Origin of the sequence: Pseudomonas sp. MWU318, assembly GCF_016756945.1 — a bacterium.
Classification (GTDB): domain Bacteria; phylum Pseudomonadota; class Gammaproteobacteria; order Pseudomonadales; family Pseudomonadaceae; genus Aquipseudomonas; species Aquipseudomonas putida_A.
In genome coordinates this window covers 184,959-206,372 of record NZ_JAESJL010000009.1, presented here as the reverse complement: position 1 = coordinate 206,372, position 21,414 = coordinate 184,959, and the positions used below count along the sequence as shown (strand labels likewise).

The 21,414-nt window shown below is 61.0% G+C and carries 21 protein-coding genes; 15 read left to right on the top strand and 6 right to left on the bottom strand.

Going from position 1 to position 21,414, the window contains the following annotated elements; genetic code table 11:
• Nucleotides 1-27: 27 nt before the first annotated feature.
• A complete protein-coding gene (locus tag JN524_RS21250) occupies nucleotides 28-723 on the bottom strand; it encodes a DNA-3-methyladenine glycosylase (RefSeq protein ID WP_202370596.1) in 696 nt (231 codons plus the stop codon).
• A 177-nt stretch (nucleotides 724-900) separates the two neighbouring features.
• Between JN524_RS21250 and JN524_RS21245 the strand changes: the two genes are divergently transcribed.
• From JN524_RS21245 to JN524_RS21185, 13 genes are all read left to right on the top strand, one after another.
• Nucleotides 901-2,172, top strand: coding sequence for a glutamate-5-semialdehyde dehydrogenase (locus tag JN524_RS21245; protein WP_095139181.1), 1,272 nt, complete (start codon nucleotides 901-903; stop codon nucleotides 2,170-2,172).
• The gene (gene nadD / locus JN524_RS21240) at nucleotides 2,141-2,863 is read left to right on the top strand and encodes a nicotinate-nucleotide adenylyltransferase (protein ID WP_049827899.1); all 723 of its coding nucleotides are present in this window, start codon (nucleotides 2,141-2,143) and stop codon (nucleotides 2,861-2,863) included. The genes JN524_RS21245 and nadD overlap by 32 nt, the downstream gene beginning before the upstream one ends.
• A 72-nt stretch (nucleotides 2,864-2,935) precedes the next feature.
• Entirely contained in the window at nucleotides 2,936-3,430 is a 495-nt protein-coding gene (gene rsfS, locus JN524_RS21235) for a ribosome silencing factor (RefSeq protein ID WP_007960601.1), read from the top strand.
• A gap of 9 nt (nucleotides 3,431-3,439) precedes the next feature.
• Nucleotides 3,440-3,907, top strand: a complete 468-nt coding sequence (gene rlmH / locus JN524_RS21230) for a 23S rRNA (pseudouridine(1915)-N(3))-methyltransferase RlmH (RefSeq protein ID WP_003185785.1) — start codon at nucleotides 3,440-3,442, stop codon at nucleotides 3,905-3,907.
• Nucleotides 3,908-3,917: 10 nt separating this feature from the next.
• A complete protein-coding gene (gene mrdA / locus JN524_RS21225) occupies nucleotides 3,918-5,813 on the top strand; it encodes a penicillin-binding protein 2 (protein WP_027612897.1) in 1,896 nt (631 codons plus the stop codon).
• A gap of 31 nt (nucleotides 5,814-5,844) precedes the next feature.
• A complete protein-coding gene (rodA, locus tag JN524_RS21220) occupies nucleotides 5,845-6,948 on the top strand; it encodes a rod shape-determining protein RodA (protein WP_047296919.1) in 1,104 nt (367 codons plus the stop codon).
• Nucleotides 6,949-6,965: 17 nt separating this feature from the next.
• The gene (mltB, locus tag JN524_RS21215) at nucleotides 6,966-7,976 is read left to right on the top strand and encodes a lytic murein transglycosylase B (RefSeq protein ID WP_202370595.1); all 1,011 of its coding nucleotides are present in this window, start codon (nucleotides 6,966-6,968) and stop codon (nucleotides 7,974-7,976) included.
• A complete protein-coding gene (locus JN524_RS21210) occupies nucleotides 7,976-8,986 on the top strand; it encodes a septal ring lytic transglycosylase RlpA family protein (RefSeq protein WP_007960588.1) in 1,011 nt (336 codons plus the stop codon). The genes mltB and JN524_RS21210 overlap by 1 nt, the downstream gene beginning before the upstream one ends.
• Nucleotides 8,987-9,173: 187 nt before the next feature.
• Nucleotides 9,174-10,331 carry a D-alanyl-D-alanine carboxypeptidase family protein gene (locus tag JN524_RS21205; protein WP_003228546.1) on the top strand — a complete coding sequence of 386 codons (1,158 nt, stop codon included), beginning with the start codon at nucleotides 9,174-9,176 and terminating at the stop codon, nucleotides 10,329-10,331.
• A gap of 86 nt (nucleotides 10,332-10,417) precedes the next feature.
• The gene (locus JN524_RS21200) at nucleotides 10,418-10,693 is read left to right on the top strand and encodes a DUF493 domain-containing protein (RefSeq protein ID WP_003228544.1); all 276 of its coding nucleotides are present in this window, start codon (nucleotides 10,418-10,420) and stop codon (nucleotides 10,691-10,693) included.
• Nucleotides 10,693-11,340, top strand: a complete 648-nt coding sequence (gene lipB / locus JN524_RS21195; protein WP_202370594.1) for a lipoyl(octanoyl) transferase LipB — start codon at nucleotides 10,693-10,695, stop codon at nucleotides 11,338-11,340. Before JN524_RS21200 ends, lipB begins: the two co-directional genes overlap by 1 nt.
• 25 nt (nucleotides 11,341-11,365) lie before the next feature.
• On the top strand, nucleotides 11,366-12,364 hold the full coding sequence (gene lipA / locus JN524_RS21190) for a lipoyl synthase (RefSeq protein WP_160768663.1): 999 nt from the start codon (nucleotides 11,366-11,368) through the stop codon (nucleotides 12,362-12,364).
• A gap of 129 nt (nucleotides 12,365-12,493) precedes the next feature.
• Nucleotides 12,494-13,441, top strand: a complete 948-nt coding sequence (locus tag JN524_RS21185) for a S66 peptidase family protein (protein WP_202370593.1) — start codon at nucleotides 12,494-12,496, stop codon at nucleotides 13,439-13,441.
• A gap of 103 nt (nucleotides 13,442-13,544) precedes the next feature.
• Here the strand turns inward: JN524_RS21185 and JN524_RS21180 are convergent, their stop codons facing one another.
• Nucleotides 13,545-14,867, bottom strand: a complete 1,323-nt coding sequence (locus tag JN524_RS21180) for a lytic murein transglycosylase (RefSeq protein ID WP_202370592.1) — start codon at nucleotides 14,865-14,867, stop codon at nucleotides 13,545-13,547.
• Between the two features lie 180 nt (nucleotides 14,868-15,047).
• Between JN524_RS21180 and JN524_RS21175 the strand changes: the two genes are divergently transcribed.
• Nucleotides 15,048-16,037, top strand: coding sequence for a halovibrin HvnA (locus tag JN524_RS21175; RefSeq protein WP_202370591.1), 990 nt, complete (start codon nucleotides 15,048-15,050; stop codon nucleotides 16,035-16,037).
• A gap of 11 nt (nucleotides 16,038-16,048) precedes the next feature.
• On the opposite strand, the gene arfA is transcribed toward JN524_RS21175, so the two are convergent.
• The 4 genes from arfA to leuS all read right to left on the bottom strand — a co-directional run bounded on the left by arfA (nucleotide 16,049) and on the right by leuS (nucleotide 20,766).
• A complete protein-coding gene (arfA, locus tag JN524_RS21170) occupies nucleotides 16,049-16,213 on the bottom strand; it encodes an alternative ribosome rescue factor ArfA (protein WP_202370590.1) in 165 nt (54 codons plus the stop codon).
• A 174-nt stretch (nucleotides 16,214-16,387) separates the two neighbouring features.
• On the bottom strand, nucleotides 16,388-17,425 hold the full coding sequence (gene holA, locus JN524_RS21165; protein WP_202370589.1) for a DNA polymerase III subunit delta: 1,038 nt from the start codon (nucleotides 17,423-17,425) through the stop codon (nucleotides 16,388-16,390).
• A gap of 39 nt (nucleotides 17,426-17,464) precedes the next feature.
• Nucleotides 17,465-18,070, bottom strand: a complete 606-nt coding sequence (locus JN524_RS21160; protein ID WP_134787406.1) for an LPS-assembly lipoprotein LptE — start codon at nucleotides 18,068-18,070, stop codon at nucleotides 17,465-17,467.
• Nucleotides 18,071-18,159: 89 nt separating this feature from the next.
• Nucleotides 18,160-20,766: a leucine--tRNA ligase gene (gene leuS / locus JN524_RS21155; RefSeq protein ID WP_202370588.1), complete on the bottom strand. Its 2,607-nt coding sequence runs from the start codon at nucleotides 20,764-20,766 to the stop codon at nucleotides 18,160-18,162.
• A gap of 255 nt (nucleotides 20,767-21,021) precedes the next feature.
• On the opposite strand from leuS, the gene JN524_RS21150 reads away from it, so the two are divergent.
• A complete protein-coding gene (locus JN524_RS21150) occupies nucleotides 21,022-21,345 on the top strand; it encodes a hypothetical protein (protein ID WP_096796296.1) in 324 nt (107 codons plus the stop codon).
• The last annotated feature ends 69 nt before the right edge of the window (nucleotides 21,346-21,414 follow it).

The following is a 21,414-nucleotide window of genomic DNA, read 5'->3' as shown; positions in this document are numbered from 1 at the left end:
TGCGGCAGCTCCTGCACAGGTTTGTGTTTACAGCAGGAAATAATCGCGACCTTCGACCTGACCCCGGCGCAGCGGGTTCCGCGTGCACCACTGGGCATACGCGGCGTCGACGAAGCGGTACATCAGATGTTCGTCGCGGCCTTGGGGGATACCCAGGCGGGTGGTCTGGATAATCTGGGTCGGCGCCGGCCCGGTGTCTTCCACCAGCATCAGCTCATGATCGAAACGCTTGGCGTCCCACATCGGCACCTTCAGCCCGAGCGCCTTGCACAGCAGCGTCTGCCCGGCGCAAAGCTTTTGCGAAGGACGCGGCCGGCCCTGGGCATCGGGATTGTTCAGCAGCATTTGCGCCAGACTCGCCGGCCCGCTGATTTCATCGACCCACGGGTAGGCGGACTTGATCAGCACCGCATTGCCGGGCCCCTGAGCGCTGAAGTTCAGCGAATCGCCACCGCGGGCGTAATACATATAGATGTGCCCGCCATCCAGAAACAAAGCCTTACGTTTTTCCGTGTAGCCGAGAGACGCATGACTGCCTTTTTCCGCGCAGTAATAGGCTTCGGTTTCGATGATCCGGGCGCTGAGCCACAGATCGCCGACCCGGTGGCGGATGACTTTGCCGAGCAGATCGCGGGCCAGCACTTGCGCGTCACGGTCGAAAAAAGCGTCCGGGAGGCCCAGTGGCAGGCGCTCGGCGATGGCGCGATCGGTCAGGTTGGACATGGCAAACGGTGTTTATCCAGGCGAAGGAGGTCGTGATGATAACAATCCGCGGCTTAATTACGGCTGAACGTCGGCAAATTGCAGTCCATTTCGACCATCCGCCTGTCACCGCTGTTAGTCCCGGGACGCGACAGCTATAATCTGCCGCTTTCCTCTTTGCCAAGACCCCAGCAGACCATGACTGAGTCCGTTCTTGACTACATGACCCGATTGGGTCGCGCCGCCCGCGAAGCTTCCCGGGTCATCGGCCGTGCCAGCACCGCGCAGAAAAACCGCGCCCTGCAGGCTGCTGCCAATGCGCTGGACGCTGCTCGCGCCGAGCTGGCCGCAGCCAATGAACAGGATCTGGCGGCCGGTCGCGCCAACGGTCTGGAGCCGGCCTTGCTGGAACGTCTGGAACTGACCCCGGCGCGCATCGACGGCATGATCGTCGGCCTGCGTCAGGTGGCGGCACTGCCGGACCCGGTCGGTGCGATCCGCGACATGAGCTTTCGCCCGTCCGGGATTCAGGTCGGCAAGATGCGCGTACCGCTGGGCGTGATCGGGATCATCTACGAATCCCGGCCCAATGTGACCATCGACGCCGCCAGCCTGTGCCTGAAGTCCGGTAACGCGACCATCCTGCGTGGTGGCTCCGAGGCGATTCATTCCAATCGGGCGATTGCCGCGTGCATTCAGCGCGGTCTGGCCGAGGCCGAATTGCCGGCAGCCGTGGTGCAAGTGGTCGAAACCACCGATCGTGCCGCCGTCGGCGCGATGATCAGCATGCCCGAGTACGTCGATGTGATCGTGCCGCGCGGTGGTCGTGGCCTGATCGAACGCATCAGCCGCGATGCGCGCGTGCCGGTGATCAAGCACCTGGACGGTATCTGCCACGTATTTGTCAGCGAGCACGCCGATCTGGCCAAAGCCCAGCGCATCGCCTTCAATGCCAAGACTTATCGTTATGGCATCTGCGGGGCGATGGAGACTTTGCTCGTCGATCAAAGTGTTGCCAAGGATTTCCTGCCGTCGATGGCTGCCCAGTTCCGCGAGAAAGGCGTCGAGCTGCGTGGCTGCGAGCGCACCCGGGCGATCATCGACGCGGTGGCGGCCAGCGAAGACGACTGGAGCACCGAGTATCTGGCGCCGATCCTGTCGATCCGTGTGGTCGACGGACTGGATCAGGCCATCGAACACATCAACCATTACGGCTCGCATCACACCGACTCGATCGTCAGCGAAAACCTCGCCGACACCCGGCGTTTCGTCGCGGAAGTCGACTCGGCGTCGGTGATGATCAACACCCCGACCTGCTTCGCCGATGGATTCGAATACGGATTGGGTGCCGAGATCGGCATTTCTACTGATAAGCTGCACGCCCGCGGCCCGGTGGGCCTCGAAGGACTGACCTGCGAGAAGTACATCGTGGTCGGTGATGGCCAGTTGCGCGGCCAGGCGACGGTCTGACTTGACCGACCTCGACCTGACAGCGCCGCTGCCTGACGGCGAACTCCGACCCCGGCGCATCGGCGTACTGGGCGGCACGTTCGACCCGGTGCACATCGGCCATTTGCGTGGTGCGCTGGAAGTCGCCGAAGCGCTGCTGCTCGACGAGCTGCGCATGATGCCCAGCGCCCGGCCGCCGCACCGCGATACGCCGCAGGTGTCGGCGCAGGATCGGTTGGCAATGGTCGAGTGCGCGGTGGCCGGAGTGCCGCCGCTGGTGGTGGACGCCCGCGAATTGCAGCGGGACAAACCGTCTTACACCATTGATACCCTGGAGTTGATGCGTGCCGAAATGGCCGCCGAGACCCAGGTTTTTCTGCTTTTGGGCTGGGACGCATTTTGCGGCCTGCCCACTTGGCACCGCTGGGAAGAGTTGCTCCAGCATTGCCACATCCTGGTGCTACAGCGCCCGGACGCCGACAGCGAACCGCCGGATGCCTTGCGCAACCTGCTGGCAGCGCGTTCGGTGAGCGACCCGCTGGCCCTGAAAGGGCCGAGCGGACAGATTGCATTCGTCTGGCAGACACCGCTCGCGGTTTCCGCCACCCAGATCCGTCAACTGCTGGCCAGCGGTAAGTCGGTACGTTTCCTGGTGCCCGACGCGGTCCTGGCCTACATCGATGCGCACGGTCTGTACCGTGCGTCGAACTGAACAAGGCGTGCTTCACTGATACGAATCCACGTATCGCCAAGCCGCCGAATATACGAGCAAAACGAGTTTTATATGACTGACAAAGACGTAAGCAAAGTTAAGCGCAAAGGCACGTTCAAGAGCGCACCGCTGCCGGAAGTCGCCAACACCAACGAGCCGCTCAAGGGCGACGAGCTGGTCAAGGTTGCCGTGGCAGCCCTGGAAGACGTCAAGGCACAAGACATCCAGATCATCGATGTTCGCGACAAGCAGAGCATCACCGACTACATGATCATCGCCACCGGTACGTCCAATCGCCAGATCAACGCGATGCTGGACAAGGTCCGTGAAGAAGTCAAAAAGCAGGGCGCCAAGCCGCTGGGCGAAGAAGGCAAGGGCGACAGCGACTGGGTGCTGCTCGACCTTGACCTGGTGATCGTGCACATGATGACTGCCTCGGCGCGTCAGTTCTACGACCTGGAACGCCTGTGGGCCGGTGCCGAGCAAAGCCGTGCGGCAGACGCCAAGCACCACAGCCCGGAAAACACCCACGAGCATTTCACCAAGCTCAACAAAGACCAGCTGTGAGGGATTGCTGTGCGACTGCGACTGATCGCCGTCGGTTCACGCATGCCCAAGTGGGTGGAAGAAGGCTGGCATGAATATGCCAAGCGTCTTCCGTCCGAGCTGGCGCTGGAACTGGTGGAAATTCCGCTCAATACCCGTGGCAAGAACGCCGACGTGGCCCGTTTCATCCGCCAGGAAGGCGAAGCCATGCTGGCCAAGGTCGGGCCGAACGAGCGGATCGTCACGCTGGAAGTCCACGGCAAGCCCTGGAGCACCGAGCAACTGGCGGTCGAACTCGACCGTTGGCGGCTGGATTCGCGCACGGTCAATTTCATGGTCGGCGGCCCCGAGGGGCTGGCGCCGGAAGTCTGCGCCCGCGCCGATCAGCGCTGGTCGTTGTCGCCGCTGACCTTGCCGCACCCGCTGGTGCGGATCCTGATCGGCGAACAGCTGTACCGTGCCTGGACCGTGCTGTCCGGTCACCCTTACCACAAGTAGTCCTGCCCTCATGTCTCAGCCGATCCGCATCAAGGACCACGAAAAGGACGCCCGCCTGGTGCGCAGCCGCGTCGTGTTCGGGGCCATTGCGGTCATGCTGTTGATCTGCGTATTGATTGCGCGGCTGTACTACTTGCAGGTGATCCAGTACGAGTACCACTCGACGCTCTCGGAAAACAACCGCGTTCATGTGCAACCGATTCCGCCGACCCGCGGGTTGATCTTCGACCGCAACGGCGTGGTGGTGGCGGACAACCGCCCGAGCTTCAGCCTGAGCATGACCCGCGAGCGCTCCGGCGACTGGCAGCAAGTGCTCGACGTGATTGTCGAAGTGCTGCAACTGACGCCCGAGGACCGGGTGATCTTCGAGAAACGCATGCGTCAGGGGCGCCGGCCGTTCGAGCCGGTGCCGATCCTGTTCGAGTTGACCGAAGAGCAGATCGCCCGGATCGCGGTTAACCAGTTCCGCCTGCCTGGGGTGGAAGTGGTCGCGCAACTGGTGCGCCACTACCCGCAGGGCGCGCATTTTGCGCACTCGGTGGGTTACATGGGGCGCATCAACGAGAAAGAGCTGAAGACCCTCGACCCGGTCAACTACAGCGGCACCCATCACATCGGCAAGACCGGCATCGAGCGTTTCTACGAGCCGGAACTGCACGGGCAGGTGGGTTACGAGGAAGTCGAAACCAACGCTCGGGGGCGCGTATTGCGCGTGCTCAAGCGTACCGATCCGATTCCCGGCAAGGACATCGTTCTGAGCCTGGACATCAAACTGCAGGAAGCGGCCGAAGCCGCGCTGGGCGGGCGACGTGGCGCGGTGGTGGCGCTCGATCCGAAGACTGGCGAAGTGCTGGCGATGGTCAGCCAGCCGAGTTTCGACCCGAACCTGTTTGTCACCGGCATCAGCTTCAAGGCCTATGCCGAGCTGCGCGATTCCATCGACCGGCCGCTGTTCAACCGGGTGCTGCGCGGCCTGTACCCGCCAGGCTCGACGATCAAGCCGGCGGTGGCGATTGCCGGTCTCGATTCTGGCGTAGTGACGGCGTCGAGCCGGGTGTTCGACCCCGGTTACTACATGCTGCCCAACTATGATCACAAGTACCGCAACTGGAACCGCACCGGTGACGGCTTCGTCGACCTCGACACGGCGATCATGCGTTCCAACGACACCTACTTCTATGACCTGGCGCACAAGCTGGGCATCGATCGGTTGTCGGCCTACATGAACAAGTTCGGCATCGGCCAGAAGGTCTCGCTGGACATGTTCGAAGAATCCCCCGGCCTGATGCCATCCCGCGAGTGGAAACGCGCGACACGCAAGCAGGCGTGGTTCCCGGGCGAAACCCTGATTCTGGGGATCGGCCAGGGTTATATGCAGTCCACACCGCTGCAACTGGCGCAGGCCACGGCGCTGGTCGCCAACAAAGGCATCTGGAACCGCCCGCATCTGGCCAAGACCATCGAAGGCGCCAAACCGGTAGACGAGAACCCGATGCCGGACATCGTCCTGCGCGATCCGTCGGACTGGACCAAGGTCAACCACGGCATGCAGCAGGTGATGCACGGCGCCCGGGGGACTGCGCGCAAGGCGGCAATCGGTGCGCAATACCGCATTGCCGGCAAGTCCGGTACCGCTCAGGTCGTCGCGATCAAACAAGGTGAAAAATACGACCGCTCCAAGGTTCAGGAACGCCACCGCGACCACGCCTTGTTCGTCGGTTTCGCCCCGGCCGACAACCCGAAAATCGTGGTTTCGGTGATGGTCGAGAACGGTGAGTCCGGCTCCGGGGTCGCCGCGCCAGTGGTGCGTCAGGTCATGGATGCCTGGCTTCTGGATCAGGATGGTCGATTGAAGGCCGAATACGCCGGTCCTATCAGTGCGGAGGCTACGGCCCGTGATGAATAATTTTGATCGCATGCTCTCCAGCGAGGATGTGATGCGTCGCCGGGCGACGCTGCTGCAACGCCTGCATATCGATGGCCCGCTGTTGATCCTGCTGTTGATCCTCGCGGCGGGCAGTCTGTTCGTGCTGTATTCGGCCAGTGGCAAGAGCTGGGATCTGCTGGGCAAACAAGCCACTTCGTTCGGCATCGGCCTGGTGTCGATGATTGTCATCGCCCAGTTCGAACCACGGTTCATGGCGCGTTGGGTGCCGCTCGGTTATGTGGTCGGCGTGGTGCTGCTGATGGTGGTGGACATCATGGGCCACAACGCCATGGGCGCGACGCGCTGGATCAACATCCCCGGGGTGATCCGCTTCCAGCCCTCGGAGTTCATGAAGATCCTGATGCCGGCGACGATTGCCTGGTATCTGTCCAAGCGCACGCTGCCGCCGCAGCTCAAGCACGTCGGCATCAGCCTGATGCTGATCGGTGTGCCGTTCATTCTGATCGTGCGCCAGCCCGACCTCGGTACGTCACTGCTGATTCTGGCCGGCGGTGCGTTCGTGCTGTTCATGGGCGGGCTGCGCTGGCGCTGGATCCTCAGCGTGCTGGCCGCCGCCGTACCGGTGGCGATCGCCATGTGGTTCTTCATCATGCACGACTACCAGAAGCAGCGGATCCTCACGTTCCTCGACCCGGAAAGCGATCCGCTCGGCACCGGCTGGAACATCATCCAGTCGAAAGCCGCGATCGGTTCCGGGGGTGTGTTCGGCAAGGGCTGGCTGCTGGGCACCCAGTCGCACCTGGACTTTTTGCCGGAAAGCCACACTGACTTCATCATCGCCGTGCTCGGCGAGGAGTTCGGTCTGGTGGGCATCTGCGCGCTGCTGCTGATCTATCTGTTGCTGATCGGTCGCGGCCTGGTGATTACCGCCCAGGCGCAGACGCTGTTCGGCAAATTGCTCGCCGGCGCGCTGACCATGACGTTTTTTGTTTATGTTTTCGTCAACATCGGTATGGTCAGTGGCCTGTTGCCGGTGGTGGGGGTGCCGTTGCCCTTCATTAGCTACGGAGGAACTTCGCTGGTGACACTGCTGTCAGCGTTTGGGGTTTTGATGTCGATTCATACGCATCGCAAGTGGATCGCACAGGTTTGAATAAGGTGAAGAGTTCAATGCAAGTCATGCGCAGCTGGGCGACTCGTTACGCGCCGTGGGTCGGCCTGGTCGGCATCCTTGGCAGCGCGCAGGAAGCGCTGGCCGGCGATTACGAGGGTTCACCGCAGGTGGCCGAATTCGTCGGTGAAATGACCCGCGACTACGGTTTTGCCGGCGAGCAACTGATGGCGGTGTTCCGCGAAGCGCAGCGCAAGCAGGCGATTCTCGACGCCATCTCCAAACCCGCCGAGCGGGTCAAGCAGTGGAAAGAATATCGCCCGATGTTCATCACCGACGCGCGCATCGCCCGTGGTGTGGACTTCTGGCGCCAGCACGAGGCCGTTCTCGCCCGTGCCGAGCAGGAATACGGCGTACCGGCCCAAGTCATCGTGTCGATCATCGGCGTCGAGACCTTTTTCGGACGTAATACCGGCAATTACCGGGTGATTGATGCGCTGTCCACGCTCGGTTTCGACTATCCTCCCCGTGCCGAATTTTTCCGCAAGGAATTGCGTGAGTTCCTGCTGCTGGCCCGTGAAGAACAGGTCGATCCGTTGACCCTCAAAGGCTCGTACGCCGGAGCGATGGGCTTGCCGCAGTTCATGCCGAGCAGCTTTCGCGCCTATGCGGTGGATTTCGACGGTGACGGTCACATCAATATCTGGACCAATCCGGACGATGCGATCGGCAGCGTGGCCAGTTACTTCAAACGGCATGGCTGGGTTGCCGGGGAACCGGTGGTCAGTCGCGCCGATGTGCGCGGCGAGCAGGTCGATAAAGGCCTGACCACCGGCATCGAGCCGACGAAAACGGTCGGAGAGTTGCGGGCGCTGGGCTGGTCAAGTCATGATGCGCTGCGCGATGATATGCCGGTTACTGCATTTCGCCTCGAAGGCGACAACGGCCCTGAGTACTGGATGGGCCTGAAGAATTTCTACGCGATCACGCGTTATAACCGCAGCGTGATGTACGCCATGGCCGTACATCAACTGTCTGAAGAGCTGGTAAAAGCACGGGGCGTCAAGTAATGCGGGCATTGCCTATCAATAAACCCCTGAAGCTGGTGGCTTTCGCTGCGTTGGCGGTGCTGGTCGCCAGCTGTTCGACCAGCCGCGCGCCAACCCAGAAGACCTCGTCCACCGCCGTACGTGCGCAGCCGGGGCTGGACATCAACCGCGCGCACAAAGACGGCGCGCCGTGGTGGGACGTGGATGTTTCGCGCATCCCCGACGCCACGCCGACCCTGCACACCGGCCCCTACAAGGCCAACCCGTACACCGTGCTGGGCAAGACCTATTTCCCGCTGCAGGAATCCAAGACCTACGTCGCCTCAGGCACGGCGTCCTGGTACGGCACCAAGTTCCACGGGCAAAACACCGCCAACGGCGAAGTGTATGACCTGTACGGCATGAGTGCCGCCCACAAGACTCTGCCACTGCCAAGTTACGTTCGGGTGACCAACCTGGACAACAACAAGAGCGTGATCCTGCGGGTCAACGATCGCGGGCCGTTCTATTCGGACCGGATCATCGACTTGTCCTACGCGGCCGCGAAGAAGCTCGGTTATGCCGAAATCGGCACCGCGCGGGTCAAGGTCGAGGGCATCGATCCGCAGCAATGGTGGGCCGCCAAGGGCCGTCCGGCGCCGCTGATGCTCAACGAGCCGCAAGTCGCGCAGAATAGCGCCCCGGTGATCACGGCCTCGGCCGGTACCATCGAGCAGTGGACCCCGCCGCCGCAGCAACATGCCTCTGACACTGTCCCTGTACAGATCAGCGCAAAAAAAAACGCTTCTGCACCAGCGTCTGGCCAGTATCTGCAGGTGGGCGCGTTCGCCAACCCGGACGCTGCAGAACTCCTGAGGTCGAAGCTCAGCGGGATGGTGAGCGCTCCGGTGTTCATCAGCTCGATCGTGCGCAATCAGCAGACCCTGCACCGGGTACGCCTGGGGCCGATCGGTTCGCCGGGTGAAATCGCCCAGGTGCAGAACAGTGTGCGCCTGGCCAATCTCGGCTCGCCGAGCGTGGTCACCGAGTAAGAAACGTAGCACTTGATTGACGGTTCACTTGCGGTTTTGGGGGGTGAACCAGGTTGTTGGCTCGTCGAAGAACAAAAGCCCGGCAAGGGTGACTGGAGTGAGCAACTGAACACGCGATGGCCCGTTAGAAGGCTGTCTGAATAGTTTTGCCTTCGGGCAAGTTTCCATTAGCGATTTCGAGAGACGGATGAACATCACCACCTTTGCCAAACGCCTGTGTCTGCTAGTCCCGCTGCTCCTCTCGCCAGCCGCCTTCGCGGCCGAGATGATGCCGTCGCCACCTCAACTGGCTGCAAAAGCCTACGTGCTCATGGACGCCAGCAGCGGCAACGTGCTGGTGGAGAACAACGGTGACCAGCGTCTGCCGCCAGCCAGCCTGACCAAACTGATGACCGCGTACATCGCTACGCTGGAAATCCGTCGTGGCCAGATCGGTGAGAACGACCCGGTGACCGTCAGCGAAAACGCCTGGCGTACCGGCGGTTCGCGGATGTTTATCAAAGTCGGCTCGCAAGTGACCGTCAGCGACCTGCTGCACGGCATCATCATCCAGTCCGGCAACGACGCCAGCGTGGCGCTGTCCGAGCACATCGCCGGCAGCGAAGACGCGTTCGCCGACCTGATGAACAAGACGGTCGCCGATCTGGGCATGACCAACTCGCACTTCATGAACCCGACCGGTCTGCCGAACCCTGAGCACTACTCGTCGGCTCACGACATGGCGATCCTGGCCCGTGCGATCATCCACGAAGACCCGGCTCACTACGCGATCTACTCGCAGAAAGAGTTCTTCTGGAACGGCATCAAGCAGCCTAACCGCAACCTGCTGCTGTGGCGTGACAAGACCGTTGACGGTCTGAAAACCGGTCACACCGACGAAGCCGGCTACTGCATGGTGTCCTCGGCTGTCCGTGATGGCCAGCGTCTGATCGCCGTGGTGTTCGGCACCAACAGCGAAGTGGCTCGCGCCGCTGAAACCCAGAAGCTGCTGACCTACGGTTTCCGTTTCTTCGAAACCCAGACCTTCTACCAGAAGGGCACCGAACTGGCTCAGGCCCCGGTGTGGAAAGGCACCACCAGTCAAGTCAAGGCCGGCCTGGCTGAAGACCTGACCATGACCCTGCCAAAAGGCCAGCTGAAAAAGCTCGCTGCCAGCATGACCATGAACCCGCAACTGACCGCGCCAATCGCCAAGGGCGACGTGATCGGTAAAGTCGAAGTGAAACTGGACGACAAGGTAGTGCACAGCGCTGACCTGATCGCCCTGGACGCTGTCGAGGAGGGTGGTATCTTCCGCCGCATGTGGGATAGCATCCGTCTATTCTTCTACGGCTTGTTCAACTGATTGAGTGTTGACCTGCATGGCCCCGTTCCTGTCCGGTTCGGGGCCATGTGCGTTACCACGGCTTACGCTTACGAGGCCGTTACGCCATGACCGATACCGAAGTAAAGGCGCCAAAGATCGAATTCCCCCAGGTTGATTATCCGGTTAAGGTAATCAGCGATACGGGCGTCGGGCACAAAGACAAGATCATCGAGATCGTGAAGAAATTCGCGACTATCAACGATGAACGTGTCGACGAACGCTCGAGCAGCAACGGCAAATACACCACCATCCAGCTGCACATCGTCGCGACCGATCAGGATCAGCTGTACAACATCAACAGCGAACTGCGGGCGACCGGTTTCGTACACATGGTGTTGTGATGCCGGGCACGCTGGGCTTTCGCGAACTTGGCCAGATGGCTTACGAGCCGGTCTGGCATGCCATGCAACGCTTCACCAACGAACGCGGCAGCGATGCCGCTGACGAAATCTGGCTGGTCGAGCACCCTCCGGTGTTCACCCAGGGCCAAGCCGGCAAGGCCGAACACCTGTTGCTGCCGGGCGATATCCCGGTGGTACAGGTCGATCGCGGCGGGCAAGTGACTTATCATGGCCCGGGCCAGTTGGTCGCCTACCTGTTGCTGGATGTGCGCAAGCTGGGTTTCGGCGTACGTGATCTGGTCACGCGCATGGAACAGTGCCTGATCGAACTGCTGGCCAGCTACGGCGTCACCGCTGTAGCCAAGCCAGATGCTCCCGGCGTCTACGTCGACGGAGCGAAAATCGCTTCTCTGGGTTTGCGGATTCGCCACGGTTGCTCCTTTCATGGCCTGGCTCTGAACGTGGATATGAACCTGGAGCCGTTTCGACGGATTAATCCCTGCGGCTATGCCGGGCTGGCGATGACCCAGCTGAGCGACCACGCAGGATCGATTGAATTTGCCGAGGTAAGTGCCCGGCTGCGCGCGCAGCTCGTCAAACACCTCGACTATGCTGAGCAGACGACCCTGACGGGCGGAATCGACTGATATGACTACTGATGCAGTGCAAACCATGATCCCGACGCTCGACGTGACCGAGCGCCCGGCCCCGCGTCCCAAGGTTGAAGCCGGCGTCAAGCTGCGCGGCGCCGAGAAGGTTGCACGCATCCCGGTAAAGATCATTCCGACCACCGAACTGCCGAAGAAACCCGACTGGATTCGTGTACGTATCCCGGTTTCGCCGGAAGTCGACCGGATCAAGAGCCTGCTGCGCAAGCACAAGCTGCACAGCGTCTGCGAAGAAGCATCCTGCCCGAACCTGGGCGAGTGCTTCTCCGGCGGCACCGCGACCTTCATGATCATGGGCGACATCTGCACCCGTCGCTGCCCGTTCTGTGACGTCGGCCACGGCCGTCCGAAGCCGCTGGACGTCAACGAGCCGGAAAGCCTGGCGATCGCCATTGCCGACCTCAAGCTCAAGTACGTGGTGATCACCTCGGTTGACCGCGACGACCTGCGTGACGGCGGTGCCCAGCACTTTGCCGACTGCATCCGCGAGATCCGCAAGCTGTCGCCGAACGTGCAGCTGGAAACCCTGGTTCCGGACTACCGTGGCCGCATGGACATCGCCCTGGAAATCACTGCCGCCGAGCCGCCGGATGTGTTCAACCACAACCTGGAAACCGTGCCGCGCCTGTACAAGGCTGCGCGTCCGGGTTCGGACTACCAGTGGTCGCTGACCCTGCTGCAACGTTTCAAGCAGATGATGCCGCACATCCCGACCAAATCCGGCCTGATGCTCGGCCTGGGCGAGACTGACGAAGAAGTCATAGAAGTCATGAAGCGCATGCGCGAACACGACATCGACATGCTGACCCTCGGCCAGTACCTGCAACCGTCGCGCAGCCACTTGCCGGTGCAGCGTTTCGTGCACCCGGACACCTTCGCCTGGTTCGCCGAGGAAGGTTACAAGATGGGCTTCAAGAACGTTGCTTCCGGTCCGCTGGTACGTTCCTCGTATCACGCCGACGAGCAGGCGAAACTGGTCAAGGCTGAACTGCTCGGTTCCTGATCCGGCGCAGATAGCCTCGAAAAATACCCGCTTCGGCGGGTATTTTTGTTTGGGCCTGCCGCGCACTCTTTTGTTTGTCTCTGGACCTGACTACTGTGTCTGCAAGACTTCACACAGGGAGACCCATGGATGACCGTTCGACCGACCCACACCCTTTTTCCGCATAAGCCTGTGCCGGCGCTGCCGTCCGAAGGGCAGATCGGCGTGATTGCCCCCGCCGGCCCCGGTGCACTGGACACTGACAAGGCTGTGCAGTGGATGCGTGCCCGCGGTTATGCGTTGAAAGTGTTCCCCGGTGTCTACGAAAAGGACGGCTATCTGGCCGGCAGCGATGACGTGCGCCTCAACGACCTGCACGCCGCGTTCGCTGACCCTGAAGTCGACGCGATCATCTGCCTGCGCGGTGGCTACGGTACGCCGCGCCTGCTGGATCGGATCGATTACGATCTGCTCAGCCGCCACGCCAAGCCGTTTGTCGGCTACAGCGATATCACCGCGCTGCATCTGGCGATCAGCCGCTACGCCGGGTTCGTGACCTTCCATGGCCCGTTGCTCAATGCCGACCTGCTGGGCGACAAGGAGCCGCCGACTGTCACCTCATTCTTCGCCATGCTGCGCGGTCAGTTGAAAGCGGGCAGTGTGCTGAGCCATCCGGTGGCTTATCCATTGACCACGGTCGAACCCGGCATTGCTCATGGACGCTTGCTCGGCGGTAATCTGGCGATGATTGCCTCGACGCTGGGTACGCCTTATGAAATCGACGTGGAAGGAGTGATTCTGCTGATCGAGGACATCAACGAACCGCTGTATCGCATCGACCGTTTGCTCACGCAGATGCGTCTGGCGGGCAAGCTGGCCAGGTTGCGCGGGGTGCTGGTCGGTGATGTCGCTGGTGTCGATGTCGAGGCGCTGAATCGCTTGCTCAAGCAGACGTTCGAACCGTTACGGATTCCGGTGCTGTCGGGGTGGCGCAGCGGGCATTGCGATCCGAACCTGACACTGCCGATGGGGGCGCTGGTGCGGCTGGATGCGGGGAAGAAGGAATTGATGCTGGAGCAGGATGTGGTCACCCGATAGTGTGTGGGTGAAGCAAAAAAGATCGCAGCCTGCGGCAGCTCCTACAAGGATTGGATATCTACCGTGTAGGAGCTGCCGAAGGCTGCGATCTTTTGTTTTTGCTTTATTGGTTACGCAGGCTCTCAAGCAACTTATGCGTCGGATACCCGTCCGCCGGCCAGCCAAATGACTGCTGGGCACTGCGGATTGCCTTGCGCGTATTGGCGCCGATAATCCCGTCCGCCGTGCCTGCATCGTAGTTGCGCGCGCTCAGCAGGGTCTGCAATTCGATACGTTCGGTACGGCTCAATGGCAGGTCGTCTTTCGGCCATGTGCCGTTGATCAGGCCTGCGCCATTGAAGCGCTCGGACAACAGGCTGACGGCCAGTGCATAGGACGACGAGTTGTTGTACTTGAGGATCGCCCGGAAATTATCGAGGATCAGGAACGCCGGGCCACGGTAGCCCGCCGGCAACAGCAGAGCGGCGGACAGTTGATCCGAGCCGGCCGGGGCCTGACCGCCATTAGGCAGGATCACGCCCAGTTGACGCCATTCGGCAACGGTCTTGCGCATCGCGCCATCGGCCAGGGTGTAGTTGAATCCGCTCGGCAGTTGCACCTCGAAGCCCCACGGCTGACCACGCTGCCAGCCTGAGCTTTGCAGGTAGTGTGCGGTGGAGGCCAGCGCATCGGCCGGGCTGCCCCAGATGTCGCGGCGACCGTCACCGTCGAAATCCACGGCGTGGGTGTTGTAGGTCGTCGGAATGAACTGCGTCTGGCCCATCGCGCCGGCCCACGAGCCGAGCATTTTCTCCGGAGTGATATCGCCCTGTTGCAGGATCTGCAGCGCTGCGATCAGTTGTGCATGAGCAAATGCGGGCCGGCGGCCTTCGTAGGCCAGGGTCGCCAATGAGTTGATCACCGACTTGGTGCCCTGGAACTGACCGAAGTTGCTTTCCATGCCCCACACCGACACCAGCGCCTGACGATCAACGCCATAGCGCTGCTCGATGCTTTGCAGGATGTCGGCGTACTGACTGATCAGCGCCTGACCCTTGCGCACCCGCAACGGCGACAGGGCGCCGTCGAGGTATTCCCATACCGGACGCGAGAACTCCGGCTGGCTGCGGTCGGCTTTGATCACACTGGCATCGAAGCTGACATTGGCAAACGCGCGGTCGAACAGATCGGCGCGGATCCCGGCCGCCAATGCGTCCTTGCGGAACCCCGCCTGCCATTCGGCGAAAGTCTGGGTTGGCTGAAGGTCAAGCGGGTCGGCGGACGGCACTACCGGCGGGATGATTGCCGGGGCTGTTGCGGCGGGGGCGGCTTGAAGGGGTTGCGCATCGGCGGCGGTAGGTTTTTCCGCGCACGCGACAAGCAGAATGAAGCTGGAGGCAGCGATCAGTTGGCGTACGGGCCAACGACGGGAAAGACTAAAGGGCATGCACGGTTCCAGGGGATACGATTCAGGTACAGACCTTAACATGCCCGCCCTGAAAATCGGGATTCGGTACGGGAATTTGATCAGCGTCAAACCCGTGTACGGGTCACCGTAATCCCTTCTTCGCACCTTTATCAACTGTCAGATCTGACAGTTGCCGAGGATTCCTTCTCGGAGGTTCACTTGCATCTCGGGGTCGATTTATTCGGCAAGACACCCATTGAGGGCCACGAGATGAAAAAGCTGCTATTGCCCCTTTTGATAAGCGTTTTGGTTGGCTGTTCGTCGCAATCAACCTCTGAGCAGAATTCATCTGTAGATAACAACATTGCAGCGGTAAGTGCAGTTCAGTCGATGGCCACCCAGTCTACCGGCCCCGAACTGGCGGCTGAGTTGACCCGGCGTTACCGTGACACGCGGGTCAACTGTGGCAAGGATTCGATGCCGGCATTTCTGTGCTCCGGGATTCTGCTCAGGGGCACAGCGCGCGCTGCAGGGTTTGACGTGTGGGATCCAAGCCCCACCGCAATAAGGGTCGGCGGGACATCTTTTTCCTATGTTCGCTCCGACTACAAAATGCAGCGTCTGGCCTTCACCTATAACAAGGGGCTGATCTTCTATCCGGTTCTGAGTTTGCCGGCGGGAAAGGAAAAAATTGATGTTTTGTGTTTCTTCCCGATCGATGGAAGTTCCGACTTACGTACTTCAAATGGATGCGGTGAAATAGCGGGGAACCCCGGCACCGTAGCGTGTGCTGCACAAAATATTCGTACGGGTGAGCAATGGGCGGCGAACTATCTGAAATATGCCCCTACGAGTCATAACTACCTTGGTGTATGCAGTTTTGATGTCAGGGACGCGGCCAATAACCTGGCGGGGCCGAACTTTTATCAGGGAATGATCGGGGGTAGAGCAATCTCGCCAAGGACATTTCAGACTCCTAACGATGTAAAGCTCAAGACTTGGGCGCCGGGTCGGGCGAAGACGTTACCGATCGAGGCGTTTTTCTACTATGTCAGGGATGGCAAGTCCGGCTTGGCGGACGTCCAGATCGATCAGCGTCGATTCAAGGAGCTGACGGGTATTTCGATTCCGATCATCAAGACCACCTTTCCCAAAACGCTGGATGAAAGCATGACCTTTGTCTATCAGGCAGCGGATCAGACAAATTGATGACCCGGCTTTCAGGCCGCCAGAAAGCAAGAAGCCTCCCAGCTTTTAGACTGGAAGGCTTCGCGGCGGTAGCTGCCTTTGCCCTTGGACGGTCGTTCCTGGCGGCTGCGGAACAGGGGTTGGGCGATGATGGATTTGGCCTTGTTCGGGCCATGTTTCGATGGCTTTTTGCTCATGTTGGATCTCTCGTTTAGTGGGTGTTGCGGGGGCAATAATCTGCCGATGTCGGGCATCTGTCTATAGGACAGATGGCGAGCCGATGTGTGGGAAAAAAGATCAAAAGATCGCAGCCTTCGGCAGCTCCTACAGGGATCGGTGTAGGAGCTGCGGCACGCTGCGATCTTTTGCTTTTATTCAGCAGGCAAAGACAGACGCTGCCCCGCCATCAACAGCGCCAACCGGCTCAGGCTCATCCACGGCGAACCGGCGGCCTGACCCTTGATCTGCGCATCGATGCGCTGGGCTTCGAGCAACAACTGCGCCCAGCGTTGCGCCGAGTAGCGTTGCAGGGCTTTGCTCATCAGGGGTTTGCGCTTGTCCCAGACCGGCGGTTTCGCCTGACTGAAGCACTTGTCCAGCGGCGTGCCCTGGCTGTACTGCAGCGAGATATTGGCCAGCAGGCGCAACTCTCGCGCCAGCGCCCAGAGGATTACCGGAGGCTCGACGCCTTCACCGCGCAGTCCTTCGAGCATGCGCAAGGCGTGGGCCGGTTCGCCGTTGAGTACGGCGTCGGTCAGGCCAAACACGTCGAAGCGCGCACTGTCGGCCACCGCGGCCTGCACGGTTTCGACAGTGATCTGCCCACCTTCGGCCATCAGCTTGAGCTTTTCGATTTCCTGTGCGGCGGCGAGCAGGTTGCCCTCGACGCGTGCGGCAATCAGTTCGACCGCGTCCTGGCTGGCCGACAAGCCGGCTTGCGACAGACGCTGGCGAATCCAGCTCGGCAGCTGATTGGCATCCACCGGCCAGATCTGAATGAACTGGGTCTGCTGGCCTTCGACCAGGGCCTTGCCCCACTTGGTCTTCTGCGCACTGCCGTCGAGCTTGGGCAGGCTGATCAGCAGCACCGTGTCTTCAGCGGGGCGCGAGCAGTATTCGATCAGCGCGGCAGCGCCCTTGTCACCGGGCTTGCCTGAAGGCAAACGCAGTTCCAGCAGGCGCTTCTCGGCGAACAAGGACATGCTGGCGCCGGCCTGCAACAAGGTCCCCCAATCGAAATTGGCGTCGGCGGCGAACACCTGGCGTTCGTCGAAACCTTGCTGGCGGGCCGCACTGCGAATGGCGTCTGCGGCTTCCTGGCACAACAGCGGGTCATCGCCGCTGATGATATAGACGGGCGCGAGCGCGCCTTGCAGGTGTTTGCCGAGTTGAGCGGGAGCGAGCTTCATAAGAGAGGGCGAACGGGGCGCCTGAGCGCCCCGTACGTCTTACTGCTGCGGCAGTTCGAGCGGCGACTGACGCGGGGTTTCCGCTTCAGCTTTCTGTGCCGCCTTCAGCGCGTCGGCTTCAGCCCGGGCACGGTCGTTGGCCGCTTGCTGCAATTGCTGCAGTTGGCCCGGCGTCAGCTGTTGCAGGCGCAGCATCATGCGCTGAACCAGTTCGCGACGGGTTTCGCGACGGGCGTCGTTGGCTTCCTGATCGGAGCCGACGAGGTTGTTGCCGTCGTGGATGAACACTTTCTGCACTTCAAGTTTGTCGCTCAGCAGGTTCAGATTGTGTTCGCCTACGATGTCGTAGTTCAGCACGGTGGTCACTTGGTACTCACCCGTACGACCGGCGCCGGCGTAGCTGAGGATGCGCTGGTTTTCCTGTTCGTCAGCCAGATACAGCTTGTACGGTGCACCGCTGTAGACCTTGACGCCGCTGGACTCCAGCACCTGACGCAGTTGGGTGACGGTATCGCCATAAGCGTTACGGGCGCTCAGATCGAGCTCTTTGATCGACAGTTCGTTGGTGCCGGTGCCACGCAGCTGGAAACCGCAGGCGCTCAGCAGAACGGCGAGGCCCATCACCAGCAGATTGCGTTTGATCATTGTGTTGCTCCCCTTGAAACCATGTGGGCCGACCCTGCGGCCCGAAAGGTTTTACAGGGCGTCAGGCGAACCTGACGCCCAATCCGATTTTAGCTGGCGACGATGTTGACCAGTTTCCCCGGTACAACGATCACTTTGCGAATGGTCAGACCGTCGACGAAACGCAGCACGTTTTCGTTGGCGCGGGCAGCCGCTTCGACTTCCTCGCGAGTGGCGCTGGCCGGCATTTCGATCTGGCCACGCAGCTTGCCATTCACTTGAATGACCAGTTGCAGGCTGTCCTGCACCAGTGCGCTTTCATCGACCGCAGGCCAGCTGGCATCGATCACCGGGTCAGCGTGGCCCAGTTGATTCCACAGCTCATGGCTGATGTGCGGCGTGATTGGAGCCAGCAGCAACGTCACGGCTTCCAGACCTTCGTGAATCAGCGCGCGGTCCTGTTCGGTGCCTTGCGCAGCTTTTTCCAGCACGTTCATCAGCGTCATCACCTGAGCGATGGCGGTGTTGAATTTGTGGTTCTGGCCGACGTCATGGCTGGCCTGTTTGATGGCCAGGTGGATGGCGCGGCGCACGGTTTTCTGTTCGTCGTTCAGGCCGGCGATGTCCAGCTTGCCCGGCAGGCCCTGGGTGACGTGAGCCTGCGCCAGACGCCAGACGCGCTTGAGGAAGCGGTGCGAGCCTTCAACGCCGGAGTCCGACCATTCGGCGCTCATGTCAGGCGGCGAGGCGAACATCATGAACAGGCGGCAGGTGTCGGCGCCGAACTGATCGATCATCGACTGTGGGTCGACGCCGTTGTTCTTCGACTTGGCCATTTTCTCGGTGCCACCGATTTCCACCGGCAAGCCGTCGGATTTCAATTTGGCGCTGATAACCTTGGCCTTGCTGTCACGCTCCAGTTCCACGTCCGCCGGGTTGAACCAGGTGTAGGCACCATTGGCTTCGCGGCGATAGTAAGTCTCGGCGATCACCATGCCCTGGGTCAGCAGGTTCTTGAACGGCTCGTTGGAGCTGACCAGACCTTCGTCACGCATCAGCTTGTGGAAGAAGCGCGCGTACAGCAGGTGAAGAATGGCGTGTTCGATACCGCCGATGTACTGATCCACCGGCAGCCAGTGGTCGGCCGCGGATTTTTCCACCAGGCCACCTTCGAAGTGCGGCGAGGCGTAACGGGCGTAGTACCACGAGGACTCGACGAAAGTGTCCATGGTGTCGGTTTCACGCTTGGCAGGCTGGCCGCATTTCGGGCAGCTGCACTCGTAGAATTCCGGCATGCGTGCCAGCGGCGAACCGGCGCCGTCCGGCACTACGTCTTCCGGCAGCACCACCGGCAACTGGTCTTCCGGCACCGGCACGTCACCGCAGGTGGCGCAGTGGATGATCGGAATCGGGCAGCCCCAGTAGCGCTGACGGCTGATGCCCCAGTCGCGCAGGCGGAACTGGGTACGCGAGGCGCCGAGGTTTTTCTTGATCAGGGCGACTTCCATGGCGTCGAACGCGCCGGTGAAGTCCAGGCCGTCGAACTCGCCGGAGTTGATCAGCGTGCCGTGCTCGCCGTAGGCGTCTTGCCACGGAGCCGGGTTAGTGTCACCGGAGCTGGTGCGCACCACCGATTTGACTGGCAGGTTGTATTTGTGGGCGAATTCGAAATCGCGCTCGTCGTGCGCCGGGACCGCCATCACGGCGCCGTCGCCGTAGTGCATCAGCACGTAGTTGGCGACCCATACCGGGAGTTTTTCACCGGTCAGCGGGTGCTCGACGAACAGGCCGGTCGGCAGGCCTTTCTTCTCTTGAGTGGCGACGTCGGCTTCAGCCACGCTGCCGCCCTTGCATTCGGCGATGAACGCTTGCAGCTCTGGGTTGTTCTGCGCGGCCTGGGTCGCCAGCGGGTGCTCGGCAGCCACGGCGACGTAGGTCGCGCCCATCAGGGTGTCCGGACGGGTGGTGAAGACCTTGAGGGTGCCTGCTTCGCCGATCGAGTCGACGTTGTACGGGAACTGCACTTCCATGCCGCGGGACTTGCCGATCCAGTTGCGCTGCATGGTCTTGACCTGTTCCGGCCAGCCAGTCAGTTCGTCGAGGCTCTCCAGCAGTTCATCCGCGTAAGCGGTGATCTTGAAGTAGTACATCGGGATTTCGCGCTTTTCGATCAGCGCGCCGGAGCGCCAGCCGCGACCGTCGATCACCTGTTCGTTGGCCAGTACGGTCTGGTCGACCGGGTCCCAGTTCACGGTGCCGTTCTTGCGGTAGATCACGCCTTTTTCGAACAGGCGAGTGAACAGCCATTGTTCCCAGCGGTAGTAATCCGGCTTGCAGGTGGTCACTTCACGGGACCAGTCCACCGCCAGGCCCAGGCTGCGCAGCTGGGACTTCATGTAGGCGATGTTTTCGTAGGTCCACTTGGCGGGCGCCACGTTGTTCTTCATCGCGGCGTTTTCCGCCGGCATGCCGAAGGCGTCCCAACCCATCGGTTGCAGAACGTTCTTGCCTTGCATGCGCTGGTAGCGGGAGATCACGTCGCCGATGGTGTAGTTGCGCACGTGCCCCATGTGTAGCTTGCCGCTGGGGTAAGGGAACATCGACAGGCAGTAGTAGGTTTCCTTGCCTGGCTGTTCACTGACTTCAAAGGACTTTTGCTCGTCCCAGAACGACTGGGCGGCGGCTTCGATTTCACGGGGCTGATATTGTTCGTGCATGGCTACTTTTGTACTGGATAGGGGTGGCCTAATCCTCTTCAACGCGCCCTCCGGGGATGCTCCGGACAGGCTGGAAGTGGAATGACAGGAAGCGCCGTAGCATACATGACCGCGCTTGGCCTAGGGAAACCCTGATTACAGCTGTCTGGCCCCGGAAAACCGTGGCGAGGGCCGTTGGTCGCGGCGTTCAGCCGGTTTGTGCAGCGAAGCTAAGCTCTTATTGGGGAGTGAGTCTTATCTTCAATGAGGTGAGGGATGGTGGAGCAACGGCAGAAAAACGTGACGAAACCCGAGTTGTACGAACGGTTGATGGATCGTCTGGGCATGGCGCTCGACGCTGCCAAAACCGCTGGCCGGCTGCGCGACGAGCGCCCCGTGGAACTGGAATTGCGTGGCTTGAGCCCCGCCGAGTTCAAACTGGTCAAGGCCTATCTGGATCGCAGTGAGCGTGAATCGCATGGATACCTGTCGCAGGCAGTGAAACAGCTCGATGCTGCACATTCAGCCAAGGTCATCTGGCTCAAGGACAAGGCGCCCGGCAGAGACACCGTTAAGGTTCGTTCTGTACAGGCCAAGTAAACGCATGGCAGGTCAAGTAACGGATCTTTTCCAACAGGATCCTACCTATCGGTTGTAACGTGTCATTAA

Coding starts and splice junctions, on each gene's coding strand:
- JN524_RS21250 (WP_202370596.1), bottom strand. CDS start 723: ATGTCCAACCTGACCGATCGCGCCATCGCCGAGCGCCTGCCACTGGGC.
- JN524_RS21245 (WP_095139181.1), top strand. CDS start 901: ATGACTGAGTCCGTTCTTGACTACATGACCCGATTGGGTCGCGCCGCC.
- nadD (WP_049827899.1), top strand. CDS start 2,141: ATGGCCAGTTGCGCGGCCAGGCGACGGTCTGACTTGACCGACCTCGAC.
- rsfS (WP_007960601.1), top strand. CDS start 2,936: ATGACTGACAAAGACGTAAGCAAAGTTAAGCGCAAAGGCACGTTCAAG.
- mrdA (WP_027612897.1), top strand. CDS start 3,918: ATGTCTCAGCCGATCCGCATCAAGGACCACGAAAAGGACGCCCGCCTG.
- rodA (WP_047296919.1), top strand. CDS start 5,845: ATGCGTCGCCGGGCGACGCTGCTGCAACGCCTGCATATCGATGGCCCG.
- mltB (WP_202370595.1), top strand. CDS start 6,966: ATGCAAGTCATGCGCAGCTGGGCGACTCGTTACGCGCCGTGGGTCGGC.
- JN524_RS21210 (WP_007960588.1), top strand. CDS start 7,976: ATGCGGGCATTGCCTATCAATAAACCCCTGAAGCTGGTGGCTTTCGCT.
- JN524_RS21205 (WP_003228546.1), top strand. CDS start 9,174: ATGAACATCACCACCTTTGCCAAACGCCTGTGTCTGCTAGTCCCGCTG.
- JN524_RS21200 (WP_003228544.1), top strand. CDS start 10,418: ATGACCGATACCGAAGTAAAGGCGCCAAAGATCGAATTCCCCCAGGTT.
- lipB (WP_202370594.1), top strand. CDS start 10,693: ATGCCGGGCACGCTGGGCTTTCGCGAACTTGGCCAGATGGCTTACGAG.
- lipA (WP_160768663.1), top strand. CDS start 11,366: ATGATCCCGACGCTCGACGTGACCGAGCGCCCGGCCCCGCGTCCCAAG.
- JN524_RS21185 (WP_202370593.1), top strand. CDS start 12,494: ATGACCGTTCGACCGACCCACACCCTTTTTCCGCATAAGCCTGTGCCG.
- JN524_RS21180 (WP_202370592.1), bottom strand. CDS start 14,867: ATGCCCTTTAGTCTTTCCCGTCGTTGGCCCGTACGCCAACTGATCGCT.
- arfA (WP_202370590.1), bottom strand. CDS start 16,213: ATGAGCAAAAAGCCATCGAAACATGGCCCGAACAAGGCCAAATCCATC.
- holA (WP_202370589.1), bottom strand. CDS start 17,425: ATGAAGCTCGCTCCCGCTCAACTCGGCAAACACCTGCAAGGCGCGCTC.
- JN524_RS21160 (WP_134787406.1), bottom strand. CDS start 18,070: ATGATCAAACGCAATCTGCTGGTGATGGGCCTCGCCGTTCTGCTGAGC.
- leuS (WP_202370588.1), bottom strand. CDS start 20,766: ATGCACGAACAATATCAGCCCCGTGAAATCGAAGCCGCCGCCCAGTCG.
- JN524_RS21150 (WP_096796296.1), top strand. CDS start 21,022: ATGGTGGAGCAACGGCAGAAAAACGTGACGAAACCCGAGTTGTACGAA.